Source organism: Gimesia chilikensis (genome assembly GCF_008329715.1).
In the GTDB taxonomy this organism is placed as follows: Bacteria; Planctomycetota; Planctomycetia; order Planctomycetales; family Planctomycetaceae; genus Gimesia; species Gimesia chilikensis.
The window spans coordinates 420,988-444,793 of the sequence record NZ_VTSR01000007.1 but is presented as its reverse complement, the minus strand read 5'-3'; the positions used below and the strand labels follow the sequence as shown (position 1 = coordinate 444,793).

Sequence of the window (23,806 nt, the reverse complement as noted above, 5' to 3'; positions counted from 1 at the left end):
CAGTGTTCCTTACAGATAGATAGCACTGCAAGAACGAACTCCCGGTTTACAGAACAGATATAGAAACGTCATGAAATTATTTAACGAATACGGTATCTCCTTTGAATATCCCGATGACTGGGAACTCACCAAACAGGTCGATGAAGAGCACGGAGAAATCCAGATCAGTGTCAGCAGTGAAGAATCCTCCTTCTGGTTGATTTCACTCTACATGGTCGATATTCCCCCTGAGGAATTACTCAACCGTTCACTGGAAGTCTTTCGGGAGGAATACGAAGAACTCGATGTCTATAAAACCGACGTTAAGCTGGCAGGGAAAACCTGCCTGGCACGCGATCTGGAATTTGTCTGCTCTGAACTGATCAACAGCGCCTTTCTCCGCGTATTCGAGACGGATCTGTTTACGGCGTTTGTGCTCTACCAGGGGACGGATCAGGAACTCGCCAAAACTCGGAAAGATCTGGAAGCAATTTCAGCCAGCCTGGATGTGTTTGACAGCGGCTATGAGGGATATCTGGACATCGTCTAGGGATCGCCGAAATCCGTTCTGCCTCCCCGTGTGATATCCTCAGAATTATTCACGAATCCCTGTGGAATCCCCGTCGATTTTACGTTTTTTCTGATGAGGTATTGTAGATCGAACTCCTAATCTGGATAATGTGACTGACGTTCTATAACCGTAATCGACACGTTTACAGTTCAGGAGCAGGCTGATGTCAGTGGAAATTGAGTCGCACCAGGTCGAGAGCATCGGAGTCGTTGCAGGCCTCGTCTGGCAATATTTGAGCGAGAATGAGCCGGTTACTTTAAGCAAATTGTCTCGTGAAATAGATGCTCCCCGCGATCTGGTAATGCAGGCCGTAGGCTGGTTGGGCCGCGAAGGAAAAATTTGCTTTCACAAAGGCTCTCGCAGCAAACTCATTTCTCTGATAGAGGAATAGCAGACAGTTCTACAGATTGATTTCTGACTGCCCGCAGCGATCTGGGCACATCACTGCGGACAGACTGGAATCAGAGTCGTTTCGGGATTGCCCTGTGGGAGAATCTTTACTGATGAAAGGCTCAAATCTGACAGAACTCTACCAGCAGGCGCGTCAGTTACTGAAAGAACGTAAGGTTAATGAGGCCGTTGAGATCTATCAGCGGATCATTGGTACCAAACCAACGGAAAAGAAAGCTCACACCGGTCTGGCTACAGTTTTCTTTCAGCTCAAAAAATACCCGGAAGCGATCGAGCACTTCAAAACTCTCTCCAGGCTTTCCCCTGCCGATGCCTCTCCCTACATTAACATGGGAGCCATCTATAATCGCATGGGAGAATATCGGCAGGCTCTGGACGTGCTCCGCAAAGCGGTGCATAAGGATAAGAAATCGGCAGACGCGTTTTACAATATGGGCATCGCTCACAAAGGCCTGAATCAGCTCAGTATGGCGGTGACTGCTTACAAGCAGGCGATCAGTTTCGACCCGGATATGGTCGATGCGCACTTTAACCTGGGTAATGTATATCTCGAAATGAAAAACCATACCCAGGCGCATATGAGCTTCAGCCGCGCGCTGGAAATCACGCCTTCCTTCAAAAAGGCGATCAATGCCCTCAAACTTCTCGACGTTGAAACGACCAAAGAGAAAGCTGGCTTCAATCCCTTCGGTAGACTCGTCGATGAATCAACGCTACGTAAAAAGAACGTTTCGATTGCAACGCGAGACATCACCGAAGAAGAACGCGAAATCGATCGCAAGCAACTGCATAAACTCTGTGAAGAAGTGCAGGTTGCGGCGGAGAGCATTATCCGCGATCTGAAAACGGGGGTCACTCCCTCGATTCTGAACCTCAACCGTTGTATCTCACAGGGGGCAAAACATTACTCTGAACTGGCCCAGGTGAATGAGGACTTCCAGAAAAAACTCAAAACGATGAACGATATGCGGAAACTGCTCAAACATCGCATGCTGGAAATCCGTGCTCATGAAGAGCTGATGAATACGATCGACATGCAGTAAACTGCTGATCCCGGCTTTACCGCAACAAACGACGATGCGTTCGATAGGGAGTGACTGTTACTTTCCCGTCGTGACTGATGGAGCAGGTCAGGGCACCGTGGGTTGCGGTAGCATAAACCCTGGTTTGTGGCGCATAGACCTGCTGTAGCTGTCCAATTGTCTGTGGTTTGCCCCCACTCACAATCACATAGTCCGGATGGGCCCATTCTGCCAACTCCCGTGTGTTTGCTGTCAAGCTGCCGTGATGCGGGGAGAGGAGTACATCAATTGTCCCGGGTGACTCCTGCGCAAGCAGTGCCTGTAATCCATCTCCTTCCAGATCACCAGTCAACAAAATCCTTCTACCTTGATAGGAAACCAGCACCGTCAGACTGGCGGCATTATCTTCTTCGAAAGCCTGCGTGTTGCCTGGATGCAGAATCTGGATTGTAACGCCTGCACCAAGATCCAGCTGATCGCCTCTGCTGACCAGCGTCATCGGTAATCCTTCGTCCTCTGCCAGTTCGCTTAATTCAATCGTACCAGCCTGACGGTGATCCAGGAATGACTTCGGGAAGGCCAGTTCTCTGACATACCCCCGCTCAAGCAGACGAGATGCCGCGTTGTAATGATCCTTGTCTGCATGCGAGAGCAAGAGCAGGTCTACGCGACGGATGCCGTGCGACAACAGCGTTTTACGGATAATCTCACTGGTCCCTTCGACCGGCGCCAGCGAACCGGCATCGTAGAGTACGGTGGGACCAGCCGGGGATTCAATCAGAATTGCCGCGCCGTGATGAACGGCGATGATCGTACATTTCAATGCGGGTTCCGCGTGGTTGGCAATGGGGAAAATCAGTCCCCCCACTACCCAGCAGGGGACGAGTGACAGTCGGATCTTTCGTAAGCACGCGGGCGAAAATAGATCAGCAGTCACTCTTACCGGAAGAATGGCCAGGAGAATAAACGAATAATAACAGATCAGCCACCAGGCCGGGGGAGACGGTAACTCATAGTGGCCGCCGGGAATCTGTGATGCGAAATCAACCAGAGACAATAACAGTTGCAAGCTGCTGTTGAAGCAGTAACCAAACAGGGATGTTCCCCAGGGCAGAATCGGTCCCGCGAAAATCAGCAGGTATCCCAACAGTAACACCAGAAACAGGAACGGAAACACCAGGGTATTGATCAGCAATCCGATCGGAGCCAGCAGGTTGAAATAATACATGACCAGCGGTGCCGTCAGCAGCCAGATCATCAACGTAACCAGAAAAACGCTGTAAAACATGCGGAACAGTCGAATCAGGACCTTGTGCAACGGTGTCTGCAGGACCGGGTCCTCTGCCAGAATACGCCAGCGCAACGGAATCCAGGATTGTGCGAACGGCTTGCTGTAAAAGTCCTGCTGCACGGTCCACAAAATGGCGGCAACAGCGAGAAACGATAATTGCGTTCCCGGGTCAAACAGGTCTGTGGGATTGATAATCAGAATCACCAGTGCAGTCACACAGACCAGATTCACTGTAGTAATCGTGCGCCAGTTGATCAGTCCCAGGACGGCCAGGAGGCAAAAGAAAGCCGCACGCAATACCGGAGGTCGGATTTCGATAATGGAAAGATAAAAGCCAATCGCCAGCACCAGAAGTCCGAAGGCCACCTTGCGAGGCAGATTTAACACATGGCAGAAGCTCCAGACAAACAGGCTGAAAAAACCGATATGGAGCCCAGAAATCGCGAGGAAATGCACCAGTCCGGAGCGACTGAACTTCTGCTGAGTTTCAGACCGCAATTCCGATCGGTCTCCCAACAGCAGTGCCAGGGCGATTCCTTGAGTCTCTCCTGACGTCTGTTGAATGATATTGTCTCTGACTTTTTGACGCAGTGTTTGTCGAAAAGAACTCCATGACCAGCGCGCACTGGGGATGATAACGCTCACCGCTTCTGAATATTTTACCGACAGACGGGCTTCGATCTGCCGTTTGCGGTAATATTGACTGAAGTCAAAATCCTGTGGATTCAGTTTACCACTGACAGGGGTTAATTTCCCACAGACGGTAACCGTATCGCCCAGTGAAAAGGGAACGGATCGTCCCGGCGTGGCTGGTTCATAGATTGAGACCTGTATTTTTCCGGAGACCGGAAACTGATTTTGCCCTGTATCAATCTTCCGGCACGCGAGTACCAGCATAGTCCTTTGCTGAGGAGCGTCAGGATTATATTGCTCATCCCCATCAGCGATTTCTGTAACAGGCATCGTGCTGACAATGCCTGTTACACGCACCAGTTTACTTGTGTCGTCTGCGGTCGGTCCGTCATCAAAAACCCGGCTGATGTGATCTGGTGCATGACTGTACCAGAAAACATGGTGCCGCAGTCCTCCCATACAGAATAGCGAGATGAGTAACAGGCAACCTGAAATGGCGAATCGACGCTGGTAACAGGCAACACACCACAGCAGTGACGCCAGCCCGCTGAACCAGATCCAGTCGCCCAGCGGAAGTGGATAAAAGGCATCCGTTACAATCCCGCCGGCAAATACCAGCAGTACTGTCAGGGCAGGCGAACGGGGAAAGCGGTTCACTTCGCGATCCTTCTCTACAGTGACCGACGGTCTTTCCAGAGAAGAATTGCTCATGAGTTGCTGTCCTGACTCATTCCGATTTTGAATTTTCGGGCAGATGTAGATCAACCTGACCATGCATCGTGTAGAAGCGGAAACGGTCTCCATCCGGTATTAACAGTCCACTGGACTGATTGGCTTCCGGTCTGGTGAGGGGATTCCCCGGATATTTGACCCAGTGCAGCAGATCTTTAGAAGCCGCCAGATTTGTCGTCCAGAGAGAGGGTTTTCTAGCCGACGCCGTCCCGTGGAACACCATGTAATAGGTGCCACGATGCTTAATCAACTGATTCATGGCGATCATTTTCTGATCGTATTTCCCGGGGCCAGGCACCATCACCGGCTGATCGTTGTTCACATTGGTCCAGACTTTCATGTCGGGAGAAATCGCCAGCCAGATGCCGGCGTCCCGTCGCTCATAAAACAGGTACCATTGATCATTTTCATGCCAGACAACCGGGGTTCCATAGGGACCCTCCGGGATCGGTTTTCCGTTACTCAGTCGAACGTCCAAGGCGCCGACCCGCTTCCAGTTCACAGCGTCGGTAGATACCAGGTGCTGGGCAATGTCGTTCTTGCCTTCTGCAAACATGTGATAGGTCCCGTCATGTTTGAGGACCATCATATCTTCTACCCAGTGTTTCTCGTAAATCGGATTACAGGGAGAACGGGTCCAGTGGATGCCATCATAGGACCAGGCATAGCCCAGCTTTTTCAGTCCCTCGCGGCTGCCGTCATAACCCGTAAACCAAAGGTGATACAGATCCCCCTCCGGCATGATCCACCCACGTTCACGAATTTTGACATCCCAGTGTCCAGGCCCCTGGGCTTCGAAGATCGGATTGTGCTGATAAGGGACGAATTTTGTGAGTTCATCGGGAAATGTGATCTCTTCTGCACTGAGTTTCTGCACCGGCAGAGAAACGATCAGGGCTTGAAAGAACAGGACAGAAAAGATTACAGTCAGAGTGCGTTTCATTGTGATTCGATTCATTTTCCTACAATCGTCAGGTTTCTTGTGTTTCCACTGCCAACTCCTCGGAGTTTCGCTATTATACGCAGATCGCTTTTGAAATTACAAAAGCGTGGTTGCGGAAATCGGATCCGCCTGATGATTCCCCATATGATGCCATAGATTTCAAGAGGAAATCCCATGACAGAGTCTGCCGCTTTGCTCGATATCCAGGGACTTAAGACCTACTTTCACACCAGTCGTGGCGTAGTCAAAGCTGTCGAAGATCTGACCATTCATATTGAAAAGGGAAAAACACTGGGGCTGGTGGGAGAATCGGGGTCCGGCAAGTCGGTGACTTCACTGTCGATCATGAAACTACTCCCCGATACCGCTGCGAAGATTGATGGCGGTTCGATTTCCTTCCTGGGAAAAGACCTGGTTAAGCTACCCGATCCCGAGATGCGGAAGATCCGCGGCCGTGAAATCAGCATGATTTTCCAGGAACCGGGCACTTCTTTGAATCCGGTTTTCCGGGTTGGCAAGCAGGTGATGGAAGCCATCATGTTGCACCAGAAGGTCAGTCAGACCGAGGCAAAACAGCGGACCATCGAACTGTTTCACGAAGTCGGAATCCTGGACCCGGAACGACGTTTTTCGAGTTATCCACACGAAATGTCAGGCGGTCAGAAACAGCGCGTGATGATCGCGATGGCCTTGAGTTGTAACCCGGAACTGTTGATTGCCGACGAACCTACCACCGCCCTCGACGTGACCATTCAGGCACAGATTCTGAACCTGATTCGCAAATTGCGGGATGAACGGGGCATGTCGGTACTGTTCATCACCCACGATCTGGGAGTAATCGCGGAAATCGCCGACGACGTCGCTGTCATGTTTCGTGGGAAACTGGTGGAATACAAACCGGTGATGGAGATTTTCGAAAATGCAGAGCATCCCTATACCAAAGGGTTGCTTGCCTGTCGACCGGCACTCGATACGACCTTTAAACGGTTGCCTACCGTTTCCGACTTTATGGATTTCGAAGAAACCTCACCCGGCGAATACCGGATTGAGGAAAAAGAGTTTAATGAAAGCCGCTTTCTTGAGTTGACGACTCACGGTCGTCCCCGCCTGCTGCATCCGCGGAGTGAACTGGAGTCGATGGGTTACCAGTGGGACACGGTACAGAATCTTCCCGAATCGGAATTTGTTCAGGACGGTGAGAAACCGATTTTAAGTCTCGATGATTTGCACGTGCATTACCCGATCAAAAGCGGTGTCCTGCGTCGCACGGTCGACCATGTGCGTGCCGTCGATGGCATCTCTTTGAATATCTATCGCGGACAGACACTGGGACTGGTAGGGGAGTCCGGTTGTGGAAAAACGACAACCGGCAAAGCCATTGTCGGCCTGGCACCAGTTTCGCATGGGAAAATTCTGCTCGAGGGGAATGATCTGGCACACATGAGTCGCGCAGGTAGAAAACCATTTCGACGTAAAGTGCAGATCATTTTTCAGGATCCCTACAGTTCACTCAACCCCCGCATGATGATCTCGACGATCATTACCGAATCGATGATCGCGCACAATCTGGGAAGCTCCAAACAGGACCGGCGCGATCGTGCTGCGGCACTGCTGGAAGAGGTCGGGTTAACGGTTGATTATCTCGATCGCTATCCGCATGAATTCTCCGGCGGTCAGCGACAGCGCATCTCAATTGCACGGGCACTGGCGGTCGAGCCAGAGTTCATTATCTGTGATGAATCCGTTTCGGCCCTCGATGTTTCCGTGCAGGCGCAGGTGCTGAATCTGCTCAAAGATTTACAGGAACAGCATCACCTGACTTACATTTTTATCAGCCATGATTTGAGTGTTGTGAAATTCATGTCAGACATGATGGCGGTGATGAATCAGGGAAAACTCGTCGAACTGGGCCCCTCAGAACTGATTTATCAGGCCCCGCAGCAGGACTATACAAAACGTCTGATCGAATCAGTGCCTACTGATGACTTGGCGCAAATCCGGCTCCGGGTTGAACATAGAAAAAAGCAGAATTCGTAGCGCCAACGCTCAATGATATGTGGATTCTTCAATATGATCCGAGTTCTCAATTTTCCCCTTTCCGAACAGTAGACCGGTCGTTTTACCGTTGCTAACCTTGCCCTTCAGGTTACGGGACCGTCAAAGTTTTCGCCGGCCCCACATCTTAACATCCTATAGGGAAGGACTAGGAAAAGGGATTATGACTATAAGACCATTATGGAGAGTCGTGTTTGCAAGTCTAATGTGCCTGCTGTTGATTCAGCCGGCTTTTTCTGAGGAGAACGAAAAGAAAGAGGGAGAGCATGACTGGTTGATCAAACATCCTACCATTCAGCGACTGCTCGAACTCCACAACCAGGAACGTGCCCGTAACGGCATGCCTGCCCTGACACTGAATACCAAAATGTGCCTGCAAGCTCAGGAACATGCCACCTGGATGGCCGACACTGGATACTATCAGCACAGCAACCTCCCCTGGCCGGAAATCATCTTCCAGGGACCGACCTCAGCAGCAGCTGCCGTCAATGGCTGGATTGCATCACCCGCACACCATTCGATCATGCTGACCGGATCGCAGGTGGGCTTCGGATATATGATCCGCAATGGACAACACTACTGGGTGGGAGTTTTCAAATAGGATTCACCCCCTGATCCCGTTTACGGGATGACAATTTGACTTTTCACTGCATCAGGCTGATTTTGGTTGATGGTAAGTCTAAACACAACTTGCCTTTAAAACCAGAATCAGCCTTGTTCTATTTGACAGAGTCTGCCACAATCTACTACAAATAGCTCGCAGAACCTGTTTCGCAGTGATCTGAACCCCGATTGAATCCACCCGAGATTTTCCCGACGATCCAATGGAGTAATTGAAGGAATATCCATGTACTACTCATCCACGCTGAATCGATTGCTTTTGACTATTTTACTCACCTTCTTCCTGGCGGGTTGTCCCGGGCCTGCCCCTGAAACCCCAGAAGAAGCTGAGAAATCCGAGCCTCTGCTCGAGCCATTCGATGCCCCGTCACTGGCGGAACTGGATGAAAAAGTAGAATGGGAAGAACAGCCTGTGCTGGACAGTCTCGAGCTGATGCGTGAGCGACAGAGTAAGGAAAAACCTCTGGTCTCTGTAGAAGAAGCTCTGAAACTGAAAAATGACACCCAGGAAAACAATGAAAAGATTCTGAGTGCCCTGGGACGTCTGCCTGAAAATGACGAACAGGTTGACTGGGGCGCGACCATCAACCGCCACGTGGGTGCGGACATGAAAAGCACCAACCCCATCATGGGCAGCTCCGCGGTCGAATTCGAAGTGGGTTCCTTAACCGGGTTTGGACTGTTTAGTTTCGACTGGAACTTCCGTCCCTTTGCCGTTGCTGACACTGTCGTTTCCTGGCAGACAAGTAAAGATAAGAAGTACGACAAAGTCGTCATGCGGGACGACCTGACCTGGTCAGACGGCGAACCGATTACCGCGCACGATATTGTCTTTTCTTTCAAGACAATCATGAATCCGGATGTGCCGGTGCCTGCCGTTCGTTCGGGAACGGACCAGATCCGCTGGATCGAAGCTTACGACGATCAGACACTCGTCTTCTTTCACAAAGAAGCACTGCCGACCAACGTCTGGAATCTGAACTTCCCGATTATTCCGAAACATATCTACTCCAAAGAACTGGATAGTGATCCCACGCTGCAGGACAGCGAATATCACGTCAAGTACGAGAACAACCCGGTCACCGGCGGCCCTTACGAATATGAGAAACGGGTTCGTGGACAGGAGATCCTGCTCAAACGCCGGGAAGGCTGGTACATGCAGGACGGCAAACAGGTTCGCAGTCGGCCTTACTTCGAACGTGTTCGCCTGCGAATTATTGAAGATCCCAATACGGCGCTGCTCGCTCTGAAAAATGGCGAGATCGACGAAATGGCTCTGAATCCCGAACTCTGGAAAACCCAGACGGATGGGAAAGATTTCTATGATGTCTGCACCAAAGCCAGTGGACTGGAATGGGTCTACTTCTATTTTGGCTGGAACTGTGAAACGCTGTTCTTCCAGGATAAGAAAGTACGAACCGCGATGTCCTATGCATTCAATCATCAGGAAATGCTGGATGAACTCTGCTACGGACTCTATCAGCCCTGTACCGGTATTTTTCATGAAACGGCCTGGATGTCGCCCAAGCCGATGACGAAACCGTTTCACCAGGACCTGAAGAAAGCCGAACAGCTGCTCGACGAAGCAGGCTGGATCGACCATGATGGCGACGGGATCCGCGACAAAGAATTCGACGGTAAAACGATTCCATTCCGCTTCACCATCATGACTGCCAGCCGACCTCTGTCACTTTCCATCTGTACGCTCCTCAAGGAGAACCTCGACCAGATCGGGATTATCTGTGAGGTCAAAGCGACAGAATTCACCGTGATGCAGGATAAAGCCCGCAAACATCAGTTCCAGGCCATGTTCGGTGGCTGGGGAACCGGCACCGACCCTGATACCGGCATGAACCTCTGGAAAACAGGGGAAGGCCGTAACTACGGACAGTATTCTAACCCGAAAGTCGACAAACTGTTCGAAGAGGGGCGTCGGGAATTTGATAAGGACAAGCGTGCGAAAATCTATGGAGAAATCCATAAGATTCTCTACGAAGATCAGCCTTACACCTGGCTCTACTACCGCAACTCCTTCTACGGCTTCAATAAAGACCTGAGAGGCTATGTCTTCAGCCCCCGTGGTCCTTATGGGTACGGTCCCGGTTTTGGCAGTCTCTGGAAACCGGTCGAGAAATAGTCATCGTACGCTGCTCTGATTCGATTCATCACAGGCTGAGAGTCTGCTCAGCCTGTGGCGGACGAATGCTACTGTTTTTGTTGATTCTGATAATGGATTGATTCAATAGCATGTTCAGTTACCTCGTGCGAAGGCTCCTCATCGGGTTAGTCACACTCACGCTGATTACGTTTATCATCTTCGGCCTGATTCGTAACATGCCGGGAACGCCTCTCTCCAATGCCATGGCGATGATCGACCCCGGCAAGGAATTGAGTGAGGCAGACCGTGAACGAATGGAAAAAGCCTACGGGCTGGATAAACCCTGGCCTCAGGCGTATGTTTTGTGGGTGAGTAATGTCTGCCGTCTTGATCTGGGGCGCTCCATTTCCCGCAAGCAACCGGTCACCCGTCTGATCAGCGAACGAATCGGACCGACACTGATTCTCTCGGTGAGCTCACTGCTGTTAACCTATCTGCTGGCCATTCCAATGGGCCTGTATTCCTCGGCGCGTCAGGGTCATCTCGACGAACGAACCATCGGCACGATTCTGTATATGCTGTATTCGTTCCCCAGTTTCGTAGCGGCTCTGTTTCTGCAGATCTATCTGGCCAATAAACTGGGTTGGCTGCCTCTGTATGGCATGAAGAGCGATAACTACAGCTCGATGTCGACGATCCAGCAGGTCTGGGATATTTTCCTGCACGCCCTCATGCCGATTATCTGCTACACCTATGGCAGTCTCGCGTATTACAGCCGGTTCATTCGGGCGAATATGCACGAAGTGTTGAGACAGGATTACATCCGCACGGCTCGCGCCAAGGGGCTGGGGCCCGTGAATGTTCTCGTCAGACATGCTTTCCGCAATACATTTATTCCGCTGGTGACTCTCATTGGACTGACACTTCCCTCGCTGCTGGGAGGCTCAGTGATTATCGAGCGGATCTTCAGCTGGCCCGGCATGGGACAGCTTTATTTTGAATCCATTCTGGAACGGGATTACCCGACGATCATGGGTTTGACACTGATGTTTGCGATCCTGACTCTGGCAGGACAACTTATGGCCGACATCTTCTACGCGATGGCTGACCCCCGGGTCAAAATCTCTGATCACTGATGCGGCTTCTGTACTCAACCATGGTTTATATCTGAAACTGATTTCTCTTAAAGTCATTACTCATCATGCAACAGAAATCTGACACTGACCAGAATAATGTCACTGCACCGAAGAAGGTCAAAAAGTCACCCAGTTTCTGGGCTGAGACCTGGCAGCGTTTCAAACATCGCAAAATGGCGATGATCGCTCTGATCTACATCGGCTTTCTCTGCATGGTAGCGGTCTTTGCTCCTGCGATTGCCGGGACCAAACCGATCATCTGTAAATACAAAGGTCACATTTACTTTCCCGCGATGGGCTACTTCCGCCGCGAATGGGAAAACCCGATCTTCTACAAAGACCGCTTTCGCAACCGCTACCCAGAAAACCTGAAAGCGAAAGATCCCGACAGCTGGGCGATCTGGCCACTGGTCTATCAGGATCCTTATCGCCGCGTGTATGACGACGAATGGAAGGGAATGCCGGGAAATCCCACCCAGGACAACGGGAAACCCAGTTTGCGTAACTGGTTTGGTACCGACCAACGGGGGGTGGATGTCTTCGCGCAGATGGTCCACGGAACCACGATCGCCTTGTCCGTGGGTTTCGTCTCGATGGGCATTGCGGGAGTCATTGGAATCATTGTCGGCGCACTGGCTGGTTTTTATGGCAAAGGCCTCGACATGGTGCTCAGCCGGGTCATCGAGGTTGTGATGTGCATTCCGACATTAATTCTGATTCTGGCGATCATTGCTATCATCGATGCGCCCACTATCTGGCATATGATGGCGATCATCGGCTGTACTGGCTGGACTGGTATCGCCCGTCTGGCACGCGCTGAATTCATGAAGCTGCGAGAAAGCGATTTCGTTCTGGCAGCGAAGACAACCGGGGTTGGACAGTTTCGCATCATCTTTCGCTACATTCTGCCCAACTCGCTGGCACCGGTTCTGGTTCCCATCACCTTTGGAATTGCCGCCGCCATTCTGATTGAAAGCGGATTGAGCTTCCTGGGCTTCGGAGCACCTCCCCCAAATCCCAGCTGGGGAACACTGCTGAATATGGGGCGGCAGAACCTGCAGATGTGGTGGTTAATCTTCTTCCCGGGGATGGCGATCTTTATGGCCGTGCTGGCATATAACCTGATCGGCGAAGGATTGCAGGAAGCTTCAGATCCCCGACTGCGGGATGCCTGAACCTGAGAGAATCGTCGGGACCACTCTACTTTGCAACGGTGGAACCCTCTTTCTGTTCCAGCAATGCAGATTCGAGTGTCGTCAGCTTCTGGTCGATCTCCGCTGACTGCTCCGGCTCCAGGGGATGATTTCCGTAGCGGACCTGGTAATAAAGTCGGGATATTTCTTCCGGATATTCGCTGAGTTGCGCCTGAGTCAGTTCCTGCTTCAGGTCTACTTTCACGTGATGAGAGAATTCCTGCTGAGTCTCTGTCTGTTTACGGATCAAGCCTTTGCTGGCCAGCAGTTTCTGGAACCGTTCGTAAAATGCAATCTGGGCAGAGCGCATTTTACTTTCCTCGTCCTGGTTCCTGGCCAGTAATTTACGGATCAGACGAATCATAACCTGGCAGAACCATTTCAGCGCAAAGAACAGGCCGGCAATAATGAAGACAGCAGCCGCACCTTCCCAGCTGAACCAGCGACGGGGGGAGGAGAGGAACTTCTTAACGGACTGAAACATACTGACGGTCGTCGTCCGAATATCGAGCAGACGGTTTCCGATTTTCTTACCAGCCCGAAGCAGGGGGTCGTAGAAGGTCGCTTTCTGCCGTTGAAAAGAGACTCCAATCACATAATCAGACCAAAACTGGCTGAAGAACTTCGACATGCCTTTCCAGCTTCCCAAAGAGGGCGCGCTCTGGGCAACCATCTCTGCCCGTTCCAGGCTGGGAGTGGCGTCCATTGTGATCCATTTGCCGTCCAGAAACGCTTCAACCCACGAATGGGCGTAACGCTGTTGAACCTCAAACTGGTTCGAAAGATAACTGGAATCCCCCCCTTTGAAACCACTGATTACTCGCGTGGGAATATCAATCGCCCGTAACATCAGTGCCAGGGAGGATGCATAATACTCACAATGTCCTGATTTACGATTAAACAGGAAGTCTTCCACGGGATCGATTTCCGGATCCACAATCGACATGTTGAGCGTATAGCTGAATTCACCGGAATCGCGTAAATGGGATTCCAGAAACTTTGCCTTAGCCAGATTCGTCTTCAACTCGGGATGGTCGGCGATCAACTTCTTTGTGTACTGAATCAGCCGCCTTAAATCTTTGCGGGGCAAGTCCAGGTAGACTTCTTCATTATCGAGCTGATTCATCAGGATATTCTGATCCAGATCCTTGGCGGTAAAGACATTGTATTTGGTGTTCCCATCCACCTCAGGGGGGTGGGTCTGACGGATCTCCAGCGTATCAAGATTCAATGTATTTTCGGTTTTACTGAGCATGTCCATGCCCACGATCGGTTGCAGTACGAACAGAACATTGGTCCCGATCGACTCCATTACCATTTCCTGCCGGTAAAGGTCTTTGATTTCCAGTTCCTGCGAATTCAGTAACCGCCAGTTGGAGTGACGGCGCAGCCGACTCCAGCTGCCGTTGTCGTAGGTCGAAAGAACCGCACCGCGAAACAGCGGCTCGTCCATACCCAGAATTCTGACGAATTCCATAACGGGAATCGGCTCCTCGGTCTGGTTGTCGTAAACCGTCAGTTCCAGTACCCGCTCAGAGCTTTCCAGGATTTCTCCCATTTCACCGAGCTGTACTTTCTCAGCAAATCCCACCAGGGGACGCTTTTCGGCTTCGAGAGTCTCATTGTTAAAGAAGGAACGATTGACCCACAGTCGCGGAATCAACAGGAAGAAACACATGGAAATGATCAGTGCACTGATGGAGCAGCCTATGGACGACCAGATAAATTCTGCCGTGATCCATTTACGTGTCTGGTCTGACTGAATGCCGTCCTGTACGTGACTCTGCCGGTGAAACGGGGAGGTCGTACTCGTAGCGACCGCGGTACGCGGCAGGGGAGTCGGTGCCTGCTGACTGGAAAAGGTTTTATCAGTGCGATAAATCGAGAAGACGGTGAGCGTCCAGAAAGCGAGAAACAGATAGACAACCAGCAGAATTCCATAGTAACCGGATTCGGTCAACACCGCCCCGACGGCGATCTGCAGAAATCCCAGCGCAAACAGCCACCAGTACTGAGTGTCCCCTTTTTTCTGCAGCAGGATGATCCAGGTCAGGTAGACCAGGAAATGCGCCCCCGCCAGCAGGCGGCCTTCGATATCAGAAAAGAATTCGCCACACACCAAAAGAAACGCCAGGAGCCCCAGAATGTTCGCCCAGAGCGGACTCATGCTGAATTTGTTCCAGCGATCGGTAAAAAACAGGGTGATTAACCCAAGAGGAATTGTGAACAGCTGAGGAAACAGGCCCCCTTCGGCCAGCATGAACATGAAGCTGGACAACGCGATGAGGCAGTAGACACTGATCTGAAAAATGAGAGTTAAATTCACCAGTAATTCTTCTCTATCTGAAATGGTGGAACGTTATTTCAACCAATCAATTCGTTAACTGTTTTCCAAAATCAACCAGCGGGAAAGAATCTCGGGGTCAGCCTCGAGCAGTCTCCATTGACCACTGAGCTCGTTACCCGGCTCTTCAAAGCAGGTCTGCAGACGTTCCCGTTTGGGGACGTCCTGTTCACTGCGTGTTGTAATCAGCACGGTACGGGAGCGAGGTGTGCTGGCTTCAGCCACCAGTCTGGGAAACTCTTTCTTGACGGTCGATTTTCCCGGTTGCACCGTCGCCAGAAAGTCCAGCAGGTATTCCAGCCCTTGTGATCCGATGCCGACTTCCAGCGTTTCCAGGGTTTTCCCTTGCGATACCAGAGTCAGTTTCGTGTCGCGGCTATAGCGTAAATGTTCGCGGCATAAGGTGCCTATGAAACTGATCGCCCACTCCATGCGTTCGGACTGCTGCTCACTCGGATAGGCGGGCAACCATAGATCGAGGCCGATAATCAGGTCGTAATTGCGGTTCTGGTGGTATTCCTGAACCATCAACTCACCCAGGCGTGCGGAACTCCTCCAGTGAATCGCACGCTGGCTGTCGCCGGTTCGATATTCACGGATATGATTGAATTCGTCATCAAACACGCCTTTGCGACTGCGGCTCTGCTGAGCGACTTCCGCAATCGAGAAAAAATCGTCCGCCCATTGTGAACTCAGACGACCAATCTGCGGATGAACTATCAATTCACTGAATTCGGAAAAAACCGCCCCCCGCTTGACGAGTCCCAGGGGATAGCGCGTGGATACCTGCAGGGGACCAAATTCATAGACTCCCCGACGCATGAGTTTGGCAGAATAATGCGCAGATACCTGCTGCCGAGGACCGACTCTGCGAAATACAACCGACGGGCTTAACTGATCATCTCCATTGATGACTTCGTCAGTCACTTCCATCAGATGTGCAGCGAGTACTTTTTTATTGTTTTCCAGTATGATTTCGGCGGTGAAAGTTTCCCCAACCATGACTCGCTGGGGAATCAAGCGTTTCAGCTGAATCTGTTTGAGCATGCTGTATGTAATCCAGCCGTTCAAGACGAATGGTCCGGTCATCATGGCGAAGACCAGCATCAGCATATTTTCCCGGGAGAGCACGGAGCCCACAAACAGGACGGTCATCATCAACAGATAGACGATCCCGTCCCGGGGCAGGGAGACCCGGTTGCGTCCGATCCGTTTGATCTGATATTTCTGCAGACCTGGAAAAAAGACCATCAGGATCTGGTAGATGCTCCACAGACTGAGGGCTACCGCGACCACGCGGAGCAGCAGAGGCAGATTATGGTGGAACTGCCCCAGGGTCAGGGGAGCATCATAGGTGTATTTGAAGATGATGCCCGCGAGTAGCATCAAAAACAGCCAGGGCCCCACTTGCGACCGTTTTTGCCATACATGGTGGAAAAAATGCTTCATAAAATGCCAGTTGCTATCTGGGGGTCGGTTTGTCTTGATGCCGTGTCCTGGTGAATCCGGGAACAGTCTCCATTCTATCAGCCAGAATTCAAAGTTCTATGCAAGTGAAGCCGGGCACTCTAAGCGTTCTCAAAATGTATCGATGGTCGCGTCTCTATTTTAAGGCATGCATTCCGGCAGCCTGACGTTTTGAATTCAACCAGGCAAATGCCCGGGGTTCCTTCTTTAGAAACTTGATTAATTGTGAAGAGGTGCACCCCAGAAACTGACTGGCTTCCCTGGGATCAAACTGGAAGTGCGTCAAAACATCGAGAGACTCTGCCAGCAAAGCCGGGAACTCATCATGTTCGGAATTGACTTTCACAGTCCCATTAAGAATCCGGCGTTGCCAGAGTTTGGAGGGAGCCTCTCCAAAGTGCTTTAACCGGCAATCAATCGCCAGATTGATGCGAAGTCGAAAGAGGGCAACCGAGCGGTTCCGCCCCTGTTGCCGCTTCTCTGAAGCTTCGGCGGTGATGCCCGTGGGCACATGCTTGATTACTACTCCAGTTTCAACCTTGTTGCGATGCTGGCCACCCGGACCGGAGCGTCGCACATTTTGAATCTGGCAATCTTTCAATAAGAGATCCTGATCCAACGAGGCGGGGTGGATCTCATCCGCCAGCAGTTCAGGGGAAGAAGATGTCATTCTGATAGGTCACTTTTCGAGTCAGGGGATGTCGAGAGTTTTCTCTGACCAGCTTCACAGATCGGTTACAACCGATTATGATGCACGGTCTTATGATACATTATAGATGGGCCGGAAAAGAATTCTCTAGAATTTTTTGACAGAAACCACATCTTAGCCGAAAACGGAAATACGCCATGAAATGGTCACAAGAAACATTCACGAGCAAATTAGTGTGGGGACTGGCATTCAGTCTGACAATCCTGCTCGTCACCGGCTGTGGAAATAAAAGCGATTCCAACAGCAAAGCAGCCACAGAATTTGTACTGAAACTGGGAGGGAAAGTGGTACCAGTCCATAGTGATCTCCCCATTGAGACAGCCGCCGATATCCCCGAATCCGGTTTTGCCGTTCGGGAAATCGATCTGACAAATGCCAAGTTGAAAAATATCGACTTGCAGAAACTGTCAGATCTGCCCTACCTGGAAACATTGAACTTGCATGGCACCAATCTCACGGACAAGGGGCTGGTATTGATTCAGGATCTCCCCCGTCTGAAATCACTGGAACTGTCTTACACACGCGTGAGCGATGCTGAAGTCAGCAAACTCACCCGTTTTCCCAAGTTGAAGAAAATCTTCCTCTACGGAACCGTGATTAAGCCCCAGACCATCGATGATCTCAAATCCAATCTGGGTGGCGCGACGGTCTATAAATAAGATCGTCCGACTTACTTGAGAGGTTTCTGCCAGGGAACACTGCCGTATCGCTGAATTTCTGCACGTAAGAGTGTGGAAAGCTCATTGAACTTCTTGCGGTTCTTTTCTGCCAGATTCTCTTTCTCCAGAGGATCTGCTTTCAGATTGTAAAGTTCCAGCGGAGCGAAGGGACTGTTCTGCAGCAGTTTCCAGTCACCACTGCGAACGGCTTCGATGGTTTTTCCACCGTAACGGTTGCCCCCTTCACGTCGACGGAAGAACCAGTGCTTTCGCAATGGGGCCTGTGTCTTACCTTCCAGTGTCGGCAGAATGCTGACCGAGTCCAGGCCTGCAGGGACTTTGATGCCTGCGGCTTCACAGACGGTGGGAAACAGATCCATCGACATCGCCATGAAATCGGATTCCGTATTCGGTGAGATGTGACCTTTCCAGACAACGCCCGTGGGAACTTTCAGCCCCCCTTCATACATGCTCTGTTTACCATCACGCAGATCGCCGTTATTTGCTCCTACACTTAACTGGCCACCATTGTCGGAACTGAAGATGACCAGGGTATTCTCGCTTAATCCGGTTTCATCCAGGGTTTGCACCACCTCGCCGATACCCGCATCCAGATGCTCGATCAGCGCCACCAGCTTAGCCCGGGCTGGGTCAATACCAGCTTCGCGCTGTTGGACTTTCTCGAGCCAGTCAGCCGGCGGTTGGATGGGAGTATGCGGGGCGTTATAAGCCAGATAGAGAAAGAAGGGCTGCTCCGTTTGTGCCTGTTGTTTGAGGAAATCGCAGGTCCATTCTGTAAACAGATCTGTCGCGTGCCCTTCCGGATCCACCTGCTTATCGTTGAATCGCATGTAATTGACATCGTGACGTCGATGGTGGTAATAATCGTCCATCATGTCACCCAGGAAACCGCGAAAGAAATCAAAGCCACGTTGATTCGGGACATTGGGCGTTTCCAGCCCCAGGTGCCATTTACCCACAATCCCTGTGTGATAACCGGCCTCTTGAAATACATCAGCCAGGGTAACTGCCGAGGGGACGAGATAACCCCAGCTGTTTTGCGGATGGGTTCGGATGACGCCGGGCACCCCCACCATGTCCTGGTAGCGCCCCGTGAGCAATGCTGCCCGGGTAGGGGAGCAGACCGGACAGTTGGCGTAGAAATTATTGAATTTCATGCCCCGTTTCAGCAACGCATCGATGTGAGGGGATTTGAGATCTGTAGCACCATAGCTGCTGAGATCGCCATATCCCAGATCGTCTACCAGGATCACCAGCACATTGGGACGTGCCTGGCTCTTTTCAGCCTGAAGAGAATGGTTTCCAGAAATCAGAACCAGAAATAACGGAAGCAGATAGCGGAGCAGGTTGAGCACGTTCATGGTTGAGCTTTCTCTCTGATCGTAGGCACTATTCAGGGCGTAAACATCTTCAGTTTTCGTAGCGGTTCCACAACTTTTCAAACTCGGATTCAAAACGAAACAGCAACGCTGGATCGCTGGTAATGATAAAATTCTCTTCGTTTTTTTCAGACGCACTCCGGGTCCAGTTGTAGCTGCCGGTCAGTACGTATTTCGAATCAAAGAGTGCAAACTTATGATGCATATGATACTGGCTGCGGTCAATGCGAACCGGAATCCCGGCACGCGAGAGACGGTCGATGTCGGAACCGGGATCAAAGGATTTCTCATCATCGGAGATGATACGCACCGAGACACTGCGGCGGTGCGCTTCCTGTATCGCCTCGGAAACACGGTCATCGGTAATCGTAAAGACACAGATATCGATCTGACGAGTCGCTGAGTCAATCATTCTGCAGATGCGATGGGCACATTCATCGTGTGGGCTGAACCAGGCTTCCGACTTCATGGCAGATTCTTCACTGGCCGGTCGCGACAGGATCTTCATCACGTCTTCCAGCCAGCCGAGGCTTTTTTCACGCATGCCGGGGACCGGTTGCTGATCCTTGAAGATCTGAAACGCCTCAGCACGGATGAGAGCCAGATGGTGGTCTGAGAGGTTCAAATGATCAAAAATCTGATTCAAAGCGGAACGTTCACTGCGGGACATCTGAAAATCTTCAAACGTCTGCAGCAGCATCTTTCGAATTTGTGAACGATCCATGATGGTCTCTTACCGGGGGCAGGCTACAATAAAGACAGGCAGTGCAAGCTTTGCGCACTCAATATTTTATAGTAGCGTTTCCCCAGGGATTGGAAAAGACACTCTCATGAAAGTTCTCATTTCAGGAAGTTCCGGACTGGTCGGTTCGGCGTTATGTCAACGACTCGAAGCGGAACCCGACTACGAAATCGTCCGCCTGGTTCGCAAGCAGTCACCAGATACACAACAGACTTCGGTCGTGTGGAATCCTGCAGAGGGACAACTGGAACCACAGGCATTTGATGGTGTAGACGTCGTGGTTCATCTGGGCGGTGTCAATATTGCCGGCAAACGCTGGTCGCCGGAAGTAAAACAGAAAATCTTCAACAGCCGCTTTCAATCAACGTCTCTTCTGGCCAGTCAGCTGGCGACACTGGAACAGAAACCGTCCGTCTTTTTATGCGCCTCCGCAGTTGGCTTCTACGGAGATCGGGGGGAGGAAAGACTCGATGAGGCCAGTCCGCGGGGAGAAGGGTTTCTGGCCGATGTCTGTCAGGCGTGGGAACAGGCCACGCAACCAGCCCAGGATGCGGGCATCCGTGTCGTCAACATGCGATTCGGCATGATTCTCGACCGTAAGGGCGGGGCACTGGGACAGATGCTTACGCCATTCAAAATGGGTGTCGGAGGCAGGCTCGGCTCGGGAAAACAATACTGGAGCTGGATCGCGCTGCCGGATGTGATTAACGCATTGCAGTTCTGCCTGAACCACAGTGAGCTGGCAGGGCCGGTCAACTTTGTCGCCCCGGATGAAGTTACCAATCTGGAATTCACGAAGACACTGGGGAAGGTCCTGTCACGCCCGACCTGTCTGCCCGTTCCTGCGTGGGGCGTCAAAACCGCATTTGGCGAGATGGGACAGGAACTGATGCTGACCAGTGCCCGGGCGGTCCCGAAAAAGCTGACCGAAGCGGGCTTTCAGTTCCAGTATCCGCAACTGGAAGATGCATTCCGCAGCGTTCTGTAGTTCGGATTACTGCAGGATAGGGAGCGATGCACCGGTCTGATGCTGGTATTCGCGGGTAATGATATTCCCGATCAGCGTCGTGGGGGTCACGTCGATCACCTCGACATCAGCCAGCGAACCAGCCAGTCGGGGATTTCCATCGAAGACCACAATCCGGTCACACTTGGAACGTCCCATCAACTGTTCCGCCAGCGATTCTTTGGATACGTTATCACCGGCCTTGAGAGCAGACTTACTCGGACCTTCGACCAGCACTTCAACCTGTTTGCCAATGAATTCCGCGTTGTCTTCTTCGCTGATTTCGTTTTGCACGTCGAGCATTTCGTTATTACGGCGTTTTTTGACATCCTCGGGAATGTCGTCGGCAAATCGCTCGGCCGCCTTGGTGCCGGGACGCTCGCTGTACTTGAAGATGAAGCTGTTTTTGAACCGGAACTCGCGAATTGAGTCCAGGCTCTTCTGGTGTGACTCTTCGGTCTCACCTGGATGACCTACGATGAAGTCGCTGGAAACTGAGCAGCCGGGCAGAATCTCGTTGATGCGTTGCATCATATCCCGGTAATCTTCGACCGTGTATCCCCGCTTCATGTGCTTCAGAACGTCGTCGCAGCCATGCTGCAGCGGGACGTGCAGGTAGCGGGTTGCCTTGGGCAGGTCCCGAATCGCTTCCAGCAGGTCGTTGGTCATGTCTTTGGGGTAACTGGTAACAAATTTGATGCGATCGATGCCTGAGACATCATGGATCAGGTAGAGCAGGTCAGACAGGCGGAAGAGTTTTCCGTCCTGCGTGTGCTTGTAGCTGTTGACGGTCTGTCCCAGCAGTGTGACCTCTTTGACTCCCTGATCGGCGAGTACTTTGACTTCGGACAGAATTTCTCGTGGTGAACGGCTCTGTTCGGGACCGCGCGTCGAGGGGACCACACAGTAGGAACAGAATTTATCACAGCCGATCATAATGCGGACGAATGCCTGGTAAGGCGAAGGTCGCATCTCCGGGTCACGCAGCGGATCGTAACTCTGGAAACTGTTGGTGATCTCATCCCGTTTGCCGTCTTTTCGTCCCAGTCCGACAGCCAGTTCCCGACTGCGTTTATTCTGGCTATGATTCACGCGTGCTTTGTCGATCAGGTCTGCGACCTGGGCCAGTTGTCCGGTTCCGACTACGAAATCGACCTGGGGGGCTTTCTGAAAGATCAGCTTCTGGTCTTTCTGAGCCATGCAGCCCATCACGCCGATCACTTTTTTCGGATTCTTACGGGCACCGTAGCGGAGCCGCCCCAGAGAGCTGTAAATCTTATGCTCTGCGTGTTCGCGGACACTGCAGGTGTTGAACAGAACGGTCTCCGCTTCTTTGACGTTCTGGGTCAGTTCATATCCCCGTTTACGCAGGTCAGCTACCACGAGTTCGCTGTCCAGCATATTCATCTGACAGCCAACGGTTTCGATGTAGAGCTTATGGTTGTGGTCGGTCACCACCGCATCCGGAGCGGAATCTGCCTGGACTGCTGGCCGAACTTCCTGCGTGATTTCTTCTGATTGAGACATGAACTGTAATACTTATTCAATTGAGAGAAAGGCCAATCCAGACAGCCTGGAAGTTCCCATGAAAATCAGGGCAGAAACAGAGCAGACGAGTTTCAGGCTGCTGAAGCGTTCTGGTCCGCGGGAGACAGCTCTGAATGCTGGTCGGATGTCTGACCCTGGGATTTCTTCCCTTTGGGGGCGAGTTCCTGCGTATACTCGATTGCCAGTTGCTGGACGACAACTTTTTTATGGTGGGACATCAGTGAGGCCAGCGATTTCAACGCTAACAGTGATGCAACGACATACAAAAACAGATTCCAGACATCCATGTCAATCCTCCCTGAGATCCATGGTGGCGCTTGCAGCGAATTATCAGTGACGACCCGGCGGTATACTCCTTTAAGCGCTTCGTATATCTATTGATACGAAGATCGTTCAGGTATTTTTGGCAACACCTGTTAATAATTCAATATCATTTTGCCCAGTTTCATGAAACCTACGCAAAAGAATCATAAAAACTAAGCATTTATGGCAAATCAGCTCCGAAATCCTGCCTGAAACAGACCCGCCTCAGGCAGGGCAGGTTCGGAATTACTCGCGGACGCGTTCCACATAGGAACCGGTGGCGGTATCAACTTTGATTTTTTCGCCCACGTTAATGAAAGCGGGAACGTTCACCGTAGCACCTGTTTCAACAGTCGCTGGCTTGGTAACGTTGGTTGCGGTGTTACCTTTTGCAGCAGGCTCGGTGTAAGTGACTTCCACGATCACCTGTTGTGGGGGATCCATGCCGATCAGCTGATCGTTCCAGAACAGCAGACTGCAGATGGCACCATCCAGAAGGTAATCAGCGGCGTTACCACAGACGGCTTCATCAATGGAGTATTGCTCATATGTATCATTGTCCATGAAGTGCAGACCGGTCGCATCTTTATAAAGAAACTGACCGTCTCCCTTGCGAATATCAGCCTGTTCCAGGCTTTCACCACCACTCTTATAAGTGCGGTCAAGAATGGTGCCCTTCAGCAGATTACGCAATCTGGTGCGATACAGGGCCTGTCCTTTACCCGGCTTGACGAAATTGACCTCGATCATTTCGTATGGATCACCTTCGACAATAACTTTAATACCCTTGCGAAAATCGCCTGTACTGATTTGTGGCATTACTTGATTTCTCTGACAATGATGGAGTGGTAAAAAATACGTTTGAGTTTTATTTCCAAGGGCGAGAGAATAACATATCTTTCAGCCGTTGCAAACGGAGAGCAGGCGAATTGTAAGGCAATTC

Annotated in this window: 20 protein-coding genes; 10 read left to right on the top strand and 10 right to left on the bottom strand. The window is 51.4% G+C overall.

Going from position 1 to position 23,806, the window contains the following annotated elements; all coding sequences use genetic code 11:
- The first annotated feature begins 70 nt into the window (after nt 1-70).
- From FYZ48_RS11510 to FYZ48_RS11500, 3 genes are all read left to right on the top strand, one after another.
- Complete coding sequence (locus tag FYZ48_RS11510) at nt 71-529, top strand: hypothetical protein (RefSeq protein WP_149340456.1); 459 nt, start codon at nt 71-73, stop codon at nt 527-529.
- A 184-nt stretch (nt 530-713) separates the two neighbouring features.
- On the top strand, nt 714-941 hold the full coding sequence (locus tag FYZ48_RS11505; RefSeq protein WP_149340454.1) for a winged helix-turn-helix domain-containing protein: 228 nt from the start codon (nt 714-716) through the stop codon (nt 939-941).
- Between the two features lie 94 nt (nt 942-1,035).
- Nucleotides 1,036-2,004, top strand: a complete 969-nt coding sequence (locus FYZ48_RS11500) for a tetratricopeptide repeat protein (RefSeq protein WP_261344357.1) — start codon at nt 1,036-1,038, stop codon at nt 2,002-2,004.
- A 16-nt stretch (nt 2,005-2,020) separates the two neighbouring features.
- Here the strand turns inward: FYZ48_RS11500 and FYZ48_RS11495 are convergent, their stop codons facing one another.
- Nucleotides 2,021-4,618, bottom strand: coding sequence for a DNA internalization-related competence protein ComEC/Rec2 (locus tag FYZ48_RS11495; protein ID WP_187781981.1), 2,598 nt, complete (start codon nt 4,616-4,618; stop codon nt 2,021-2,023).
- 16 nt (nt 4,619-4,634) lie between these two features.
- On the bottom strand, nt 4,635-5,582 hold the full coding sequence (locus FYZ48_RS11490; protein WP_187781980.1) for a glycosylase: 948 nt from the start codon (nt 5,580-5,582) through the stop codon (nt 4,635-4,637).
- A 174-nt stretch (nt 5,583-5,756) separates the two neighbouring features.
- On the opposite strand from FYZ48_RS11490, the gene FYZ48_RS11485 reads away from it, so the two are divergent.
- The 5 genes from FYZ48_RS11485 to FYZ48_RS11465 all read left to right on the top strand — a co-directional run bounded on the left by FYZ48_RS11485 (nt 5,757) and on the right by FYZ48_RS11465 (nt 12,667).
- Nucleotides 5,757-7,619, top strand: coding sequence for an ABC transporter ATP-binding protein (locus FYZ48_RS11485; protein WP_149340445.1), 1,863 nt, complete (start codon nt 5,757-5,759; stop codon nt 7,617-7,619).
- Nucleotides 7,620-7,827: 208 nt separating this feature from the next.
- Nucleotides 7,828-8,238, top strand: coding sequence for a CAP domain-containing protein (locus tag FYZ48_RS11480; RefSeq protein WP_187781979.1), 411 nt, complete (start codon nt 7,828-7,830; stop codon nt 8,236-8,238).
- 246 nt (nt 8,239-8,484) lie between these two features.
- Nucleotides 8,485-10,395 (top strand): peptide-binding protein, encoded by a 1,911-nt coding sequence (locus FYZ48_RS11475; protein ID WP_149340443.1) that lies wholly within the window; start codon nt 8,485-8,487, stop codon nt 10,393-10,395.
- A gap of 110 nt (nt 10,396-10,505) precedes the next feature.
- The gene (locus tag FYZ48_RS11470; RefSeq protein ID WP_149340440.1) at nt 10,506-11,492 is read left to right on the top strand and encodes an ABC transporter permease; all 987 of its coding nucleotides are present in this window, start codon (nt 10,506-10,508) and stop codon (nt 11,490-11,492) included.
- A gap of 65 nt (nt 11,493-11,557) precedes the next feature.
- The gene (locus FYZ48_RS11465) at nt 11,558-12,667 is read left to right on the top strand and encodes an ABC transporter permease (protein WP_145185257.1); all 1,110 of its coding nucleotides are present in this window, start codon (nt 11,558-11,560) and stop codon (nt 12,665-12,667) included.
- A 25-nt stretch (nt 12,668-12,692) separates the two neighbouring features.
- Here the strand turns inward: FYZ48_RS11465 and FYZ48_RS11460 are convergent, their stop codons facing one another.
- The 3 genes from FYZ48_RS11460 to FYZ48_RS11450 form a co-directional block, all read right to left on the bottom strand.
- A complete protein-coding gene (locus FYZ48_RS11460; RefSeq protein WP_149340438.1) occupies nt 12,693-15,011 on the bottom strand; it encodes a transglutaminase TgpA family protein in 2,319 nt (772 codons plus the stop codon).
- 54 nt (nt 15,012-15,065) lie between these two features.
- Nucleotides 15,066-16,415, bottom strand: coding sequence for a DUF58 domain-containing protein (locus tag FYZ48_RS11455; RefSeq protein WP_187781978.1), 1,350 nt, complete (start codon nt 16,413-16,415; stop codon nt 15,066-15,068).
- A 217-nt stretch (nt 16,416-16,632) separates the two neighbouring features.
- Complete coding sequence (locus FYZ48_RS11450) at nt 16,633-17,166, bottom strand: peptide chain release factor family protein (RefSeq protein ID WP_187781977.1); 534 nt, start codon at nt 17,164-17,166, stop codon at nt 16,633-16,635.
- Between the two features lie 176 nt (nt 17,167-17,342).
- On the opposite strand from FYZ48_RS11450, the gene FYZ48_RS11445 reads away from it, so the two are divergent.
- Nucleotides 17,343-17,864: a leucine-rich repeat domain-containing protein gene (locus FYZ48_RS11445; protein ID WP_145185248.1), complete on the top strand. Its 522-nt coding sequence runs from the start codon at nt 17,343-17,345 to the stop codon at nt 17,862-17,864.
- A gap of 11 nt (nt 17,865-17,875) precedes the next feature.
- Here FYZ48_RS11445 and FYZ48_RS11440 read toward each other — a convergent pair whose 3' ends face one another.
- Nucleotides 17,876-19,246 carry a sulfatase family protein gene (locus FYZ48_RS11440; RefSeq protein ID WP_149340434.1) on the bottom strand — a complete coding sequence of 457 codons (1,371 nt, stop codon included), beginning with the start codon at nt 19,244-19,246 and terminating at the stop codon, nt 17,876-17,878.
- A gap of 49 nt (nt 19,247-19,295) precedes the next feature.
- The gene (locus tag FYZ48_RS11435; protein WP_149340431.1) at nt 19,296-19,988 is read right to left on the bottom strand and encodes a phospholipase D-like domain-containing protein; all 693 of its coding nucleotides are present in this window, start codon (nt 19,986-19,988) and stop codon (nt 19,296-19,298) included.
- A gap of 106 nt (nt 19,989-20,094) precedes the next feature.
- On the opposite strand from FYZ48_RS11435, the gene FYZ48_RS11430 reads away from it, so the two are divergent.
- Nucleotides 20,095-20,994 (top strand): TIGR01777 family oxidoreductase, encoded by a 900-nt coding sequence (locus FYZ48_RS11430; protein ID WP_149340429.1) that lies wholly within the window; start codon nt 20,095-20,097, stop codon nt 20,992-20,994.
- 6 nt (nt 20,995-21,000) lie between these two features.
- Here the strand turns inward: FYZ48_RS11430 and miaB are convergent, their stop codons facing one another.
- The 3 genes from miaB to efp form a co-directional block, all read right to left on the bottom strand.
- Nucleotides 21,001-22,539, bottom strand: coding sequence for a tRNA (N6-isopentenyl adenosine(37)-C2)-methylthiotransferase MiaB (miaB, locus tag FYZ48_RS11425; protein WP_242022589.1), 1,539 nt, complete (start codon nt 22,537-22,539; stop codon nt 21,001-21,003).
- Between the two features lie 92 nt (nt 22,540-22,631).
- On the bottom strand, nt 22,632-22,847 hold the full coding sequence (locus FYZ48_RS11420; RefSeq protein WP_145041213.1) for a hypothetical protein: 216 nt from the start codon (nt 22,845-22,847) through the stop codon (nt 22,632-22,634).
- 262 nt (nt 22,848-23,109) lie between these two features.
- Nucleotides 23,110-23,682 carry an elongation factor P gene (gene efp, locus FYZ48_RS11415; RefSeq protein ID WP_149340427.1) on the bottom strand — a complete coding sequence of 191 codons (573 nt, stop codon included), beginning with the start codon at nt 23,680-23,682 and terminating at the stop codon, nt 23,110-23,112.
- Between the last annotated feature and the right edge of the window lie 124 nt (nt 23,683-23,806).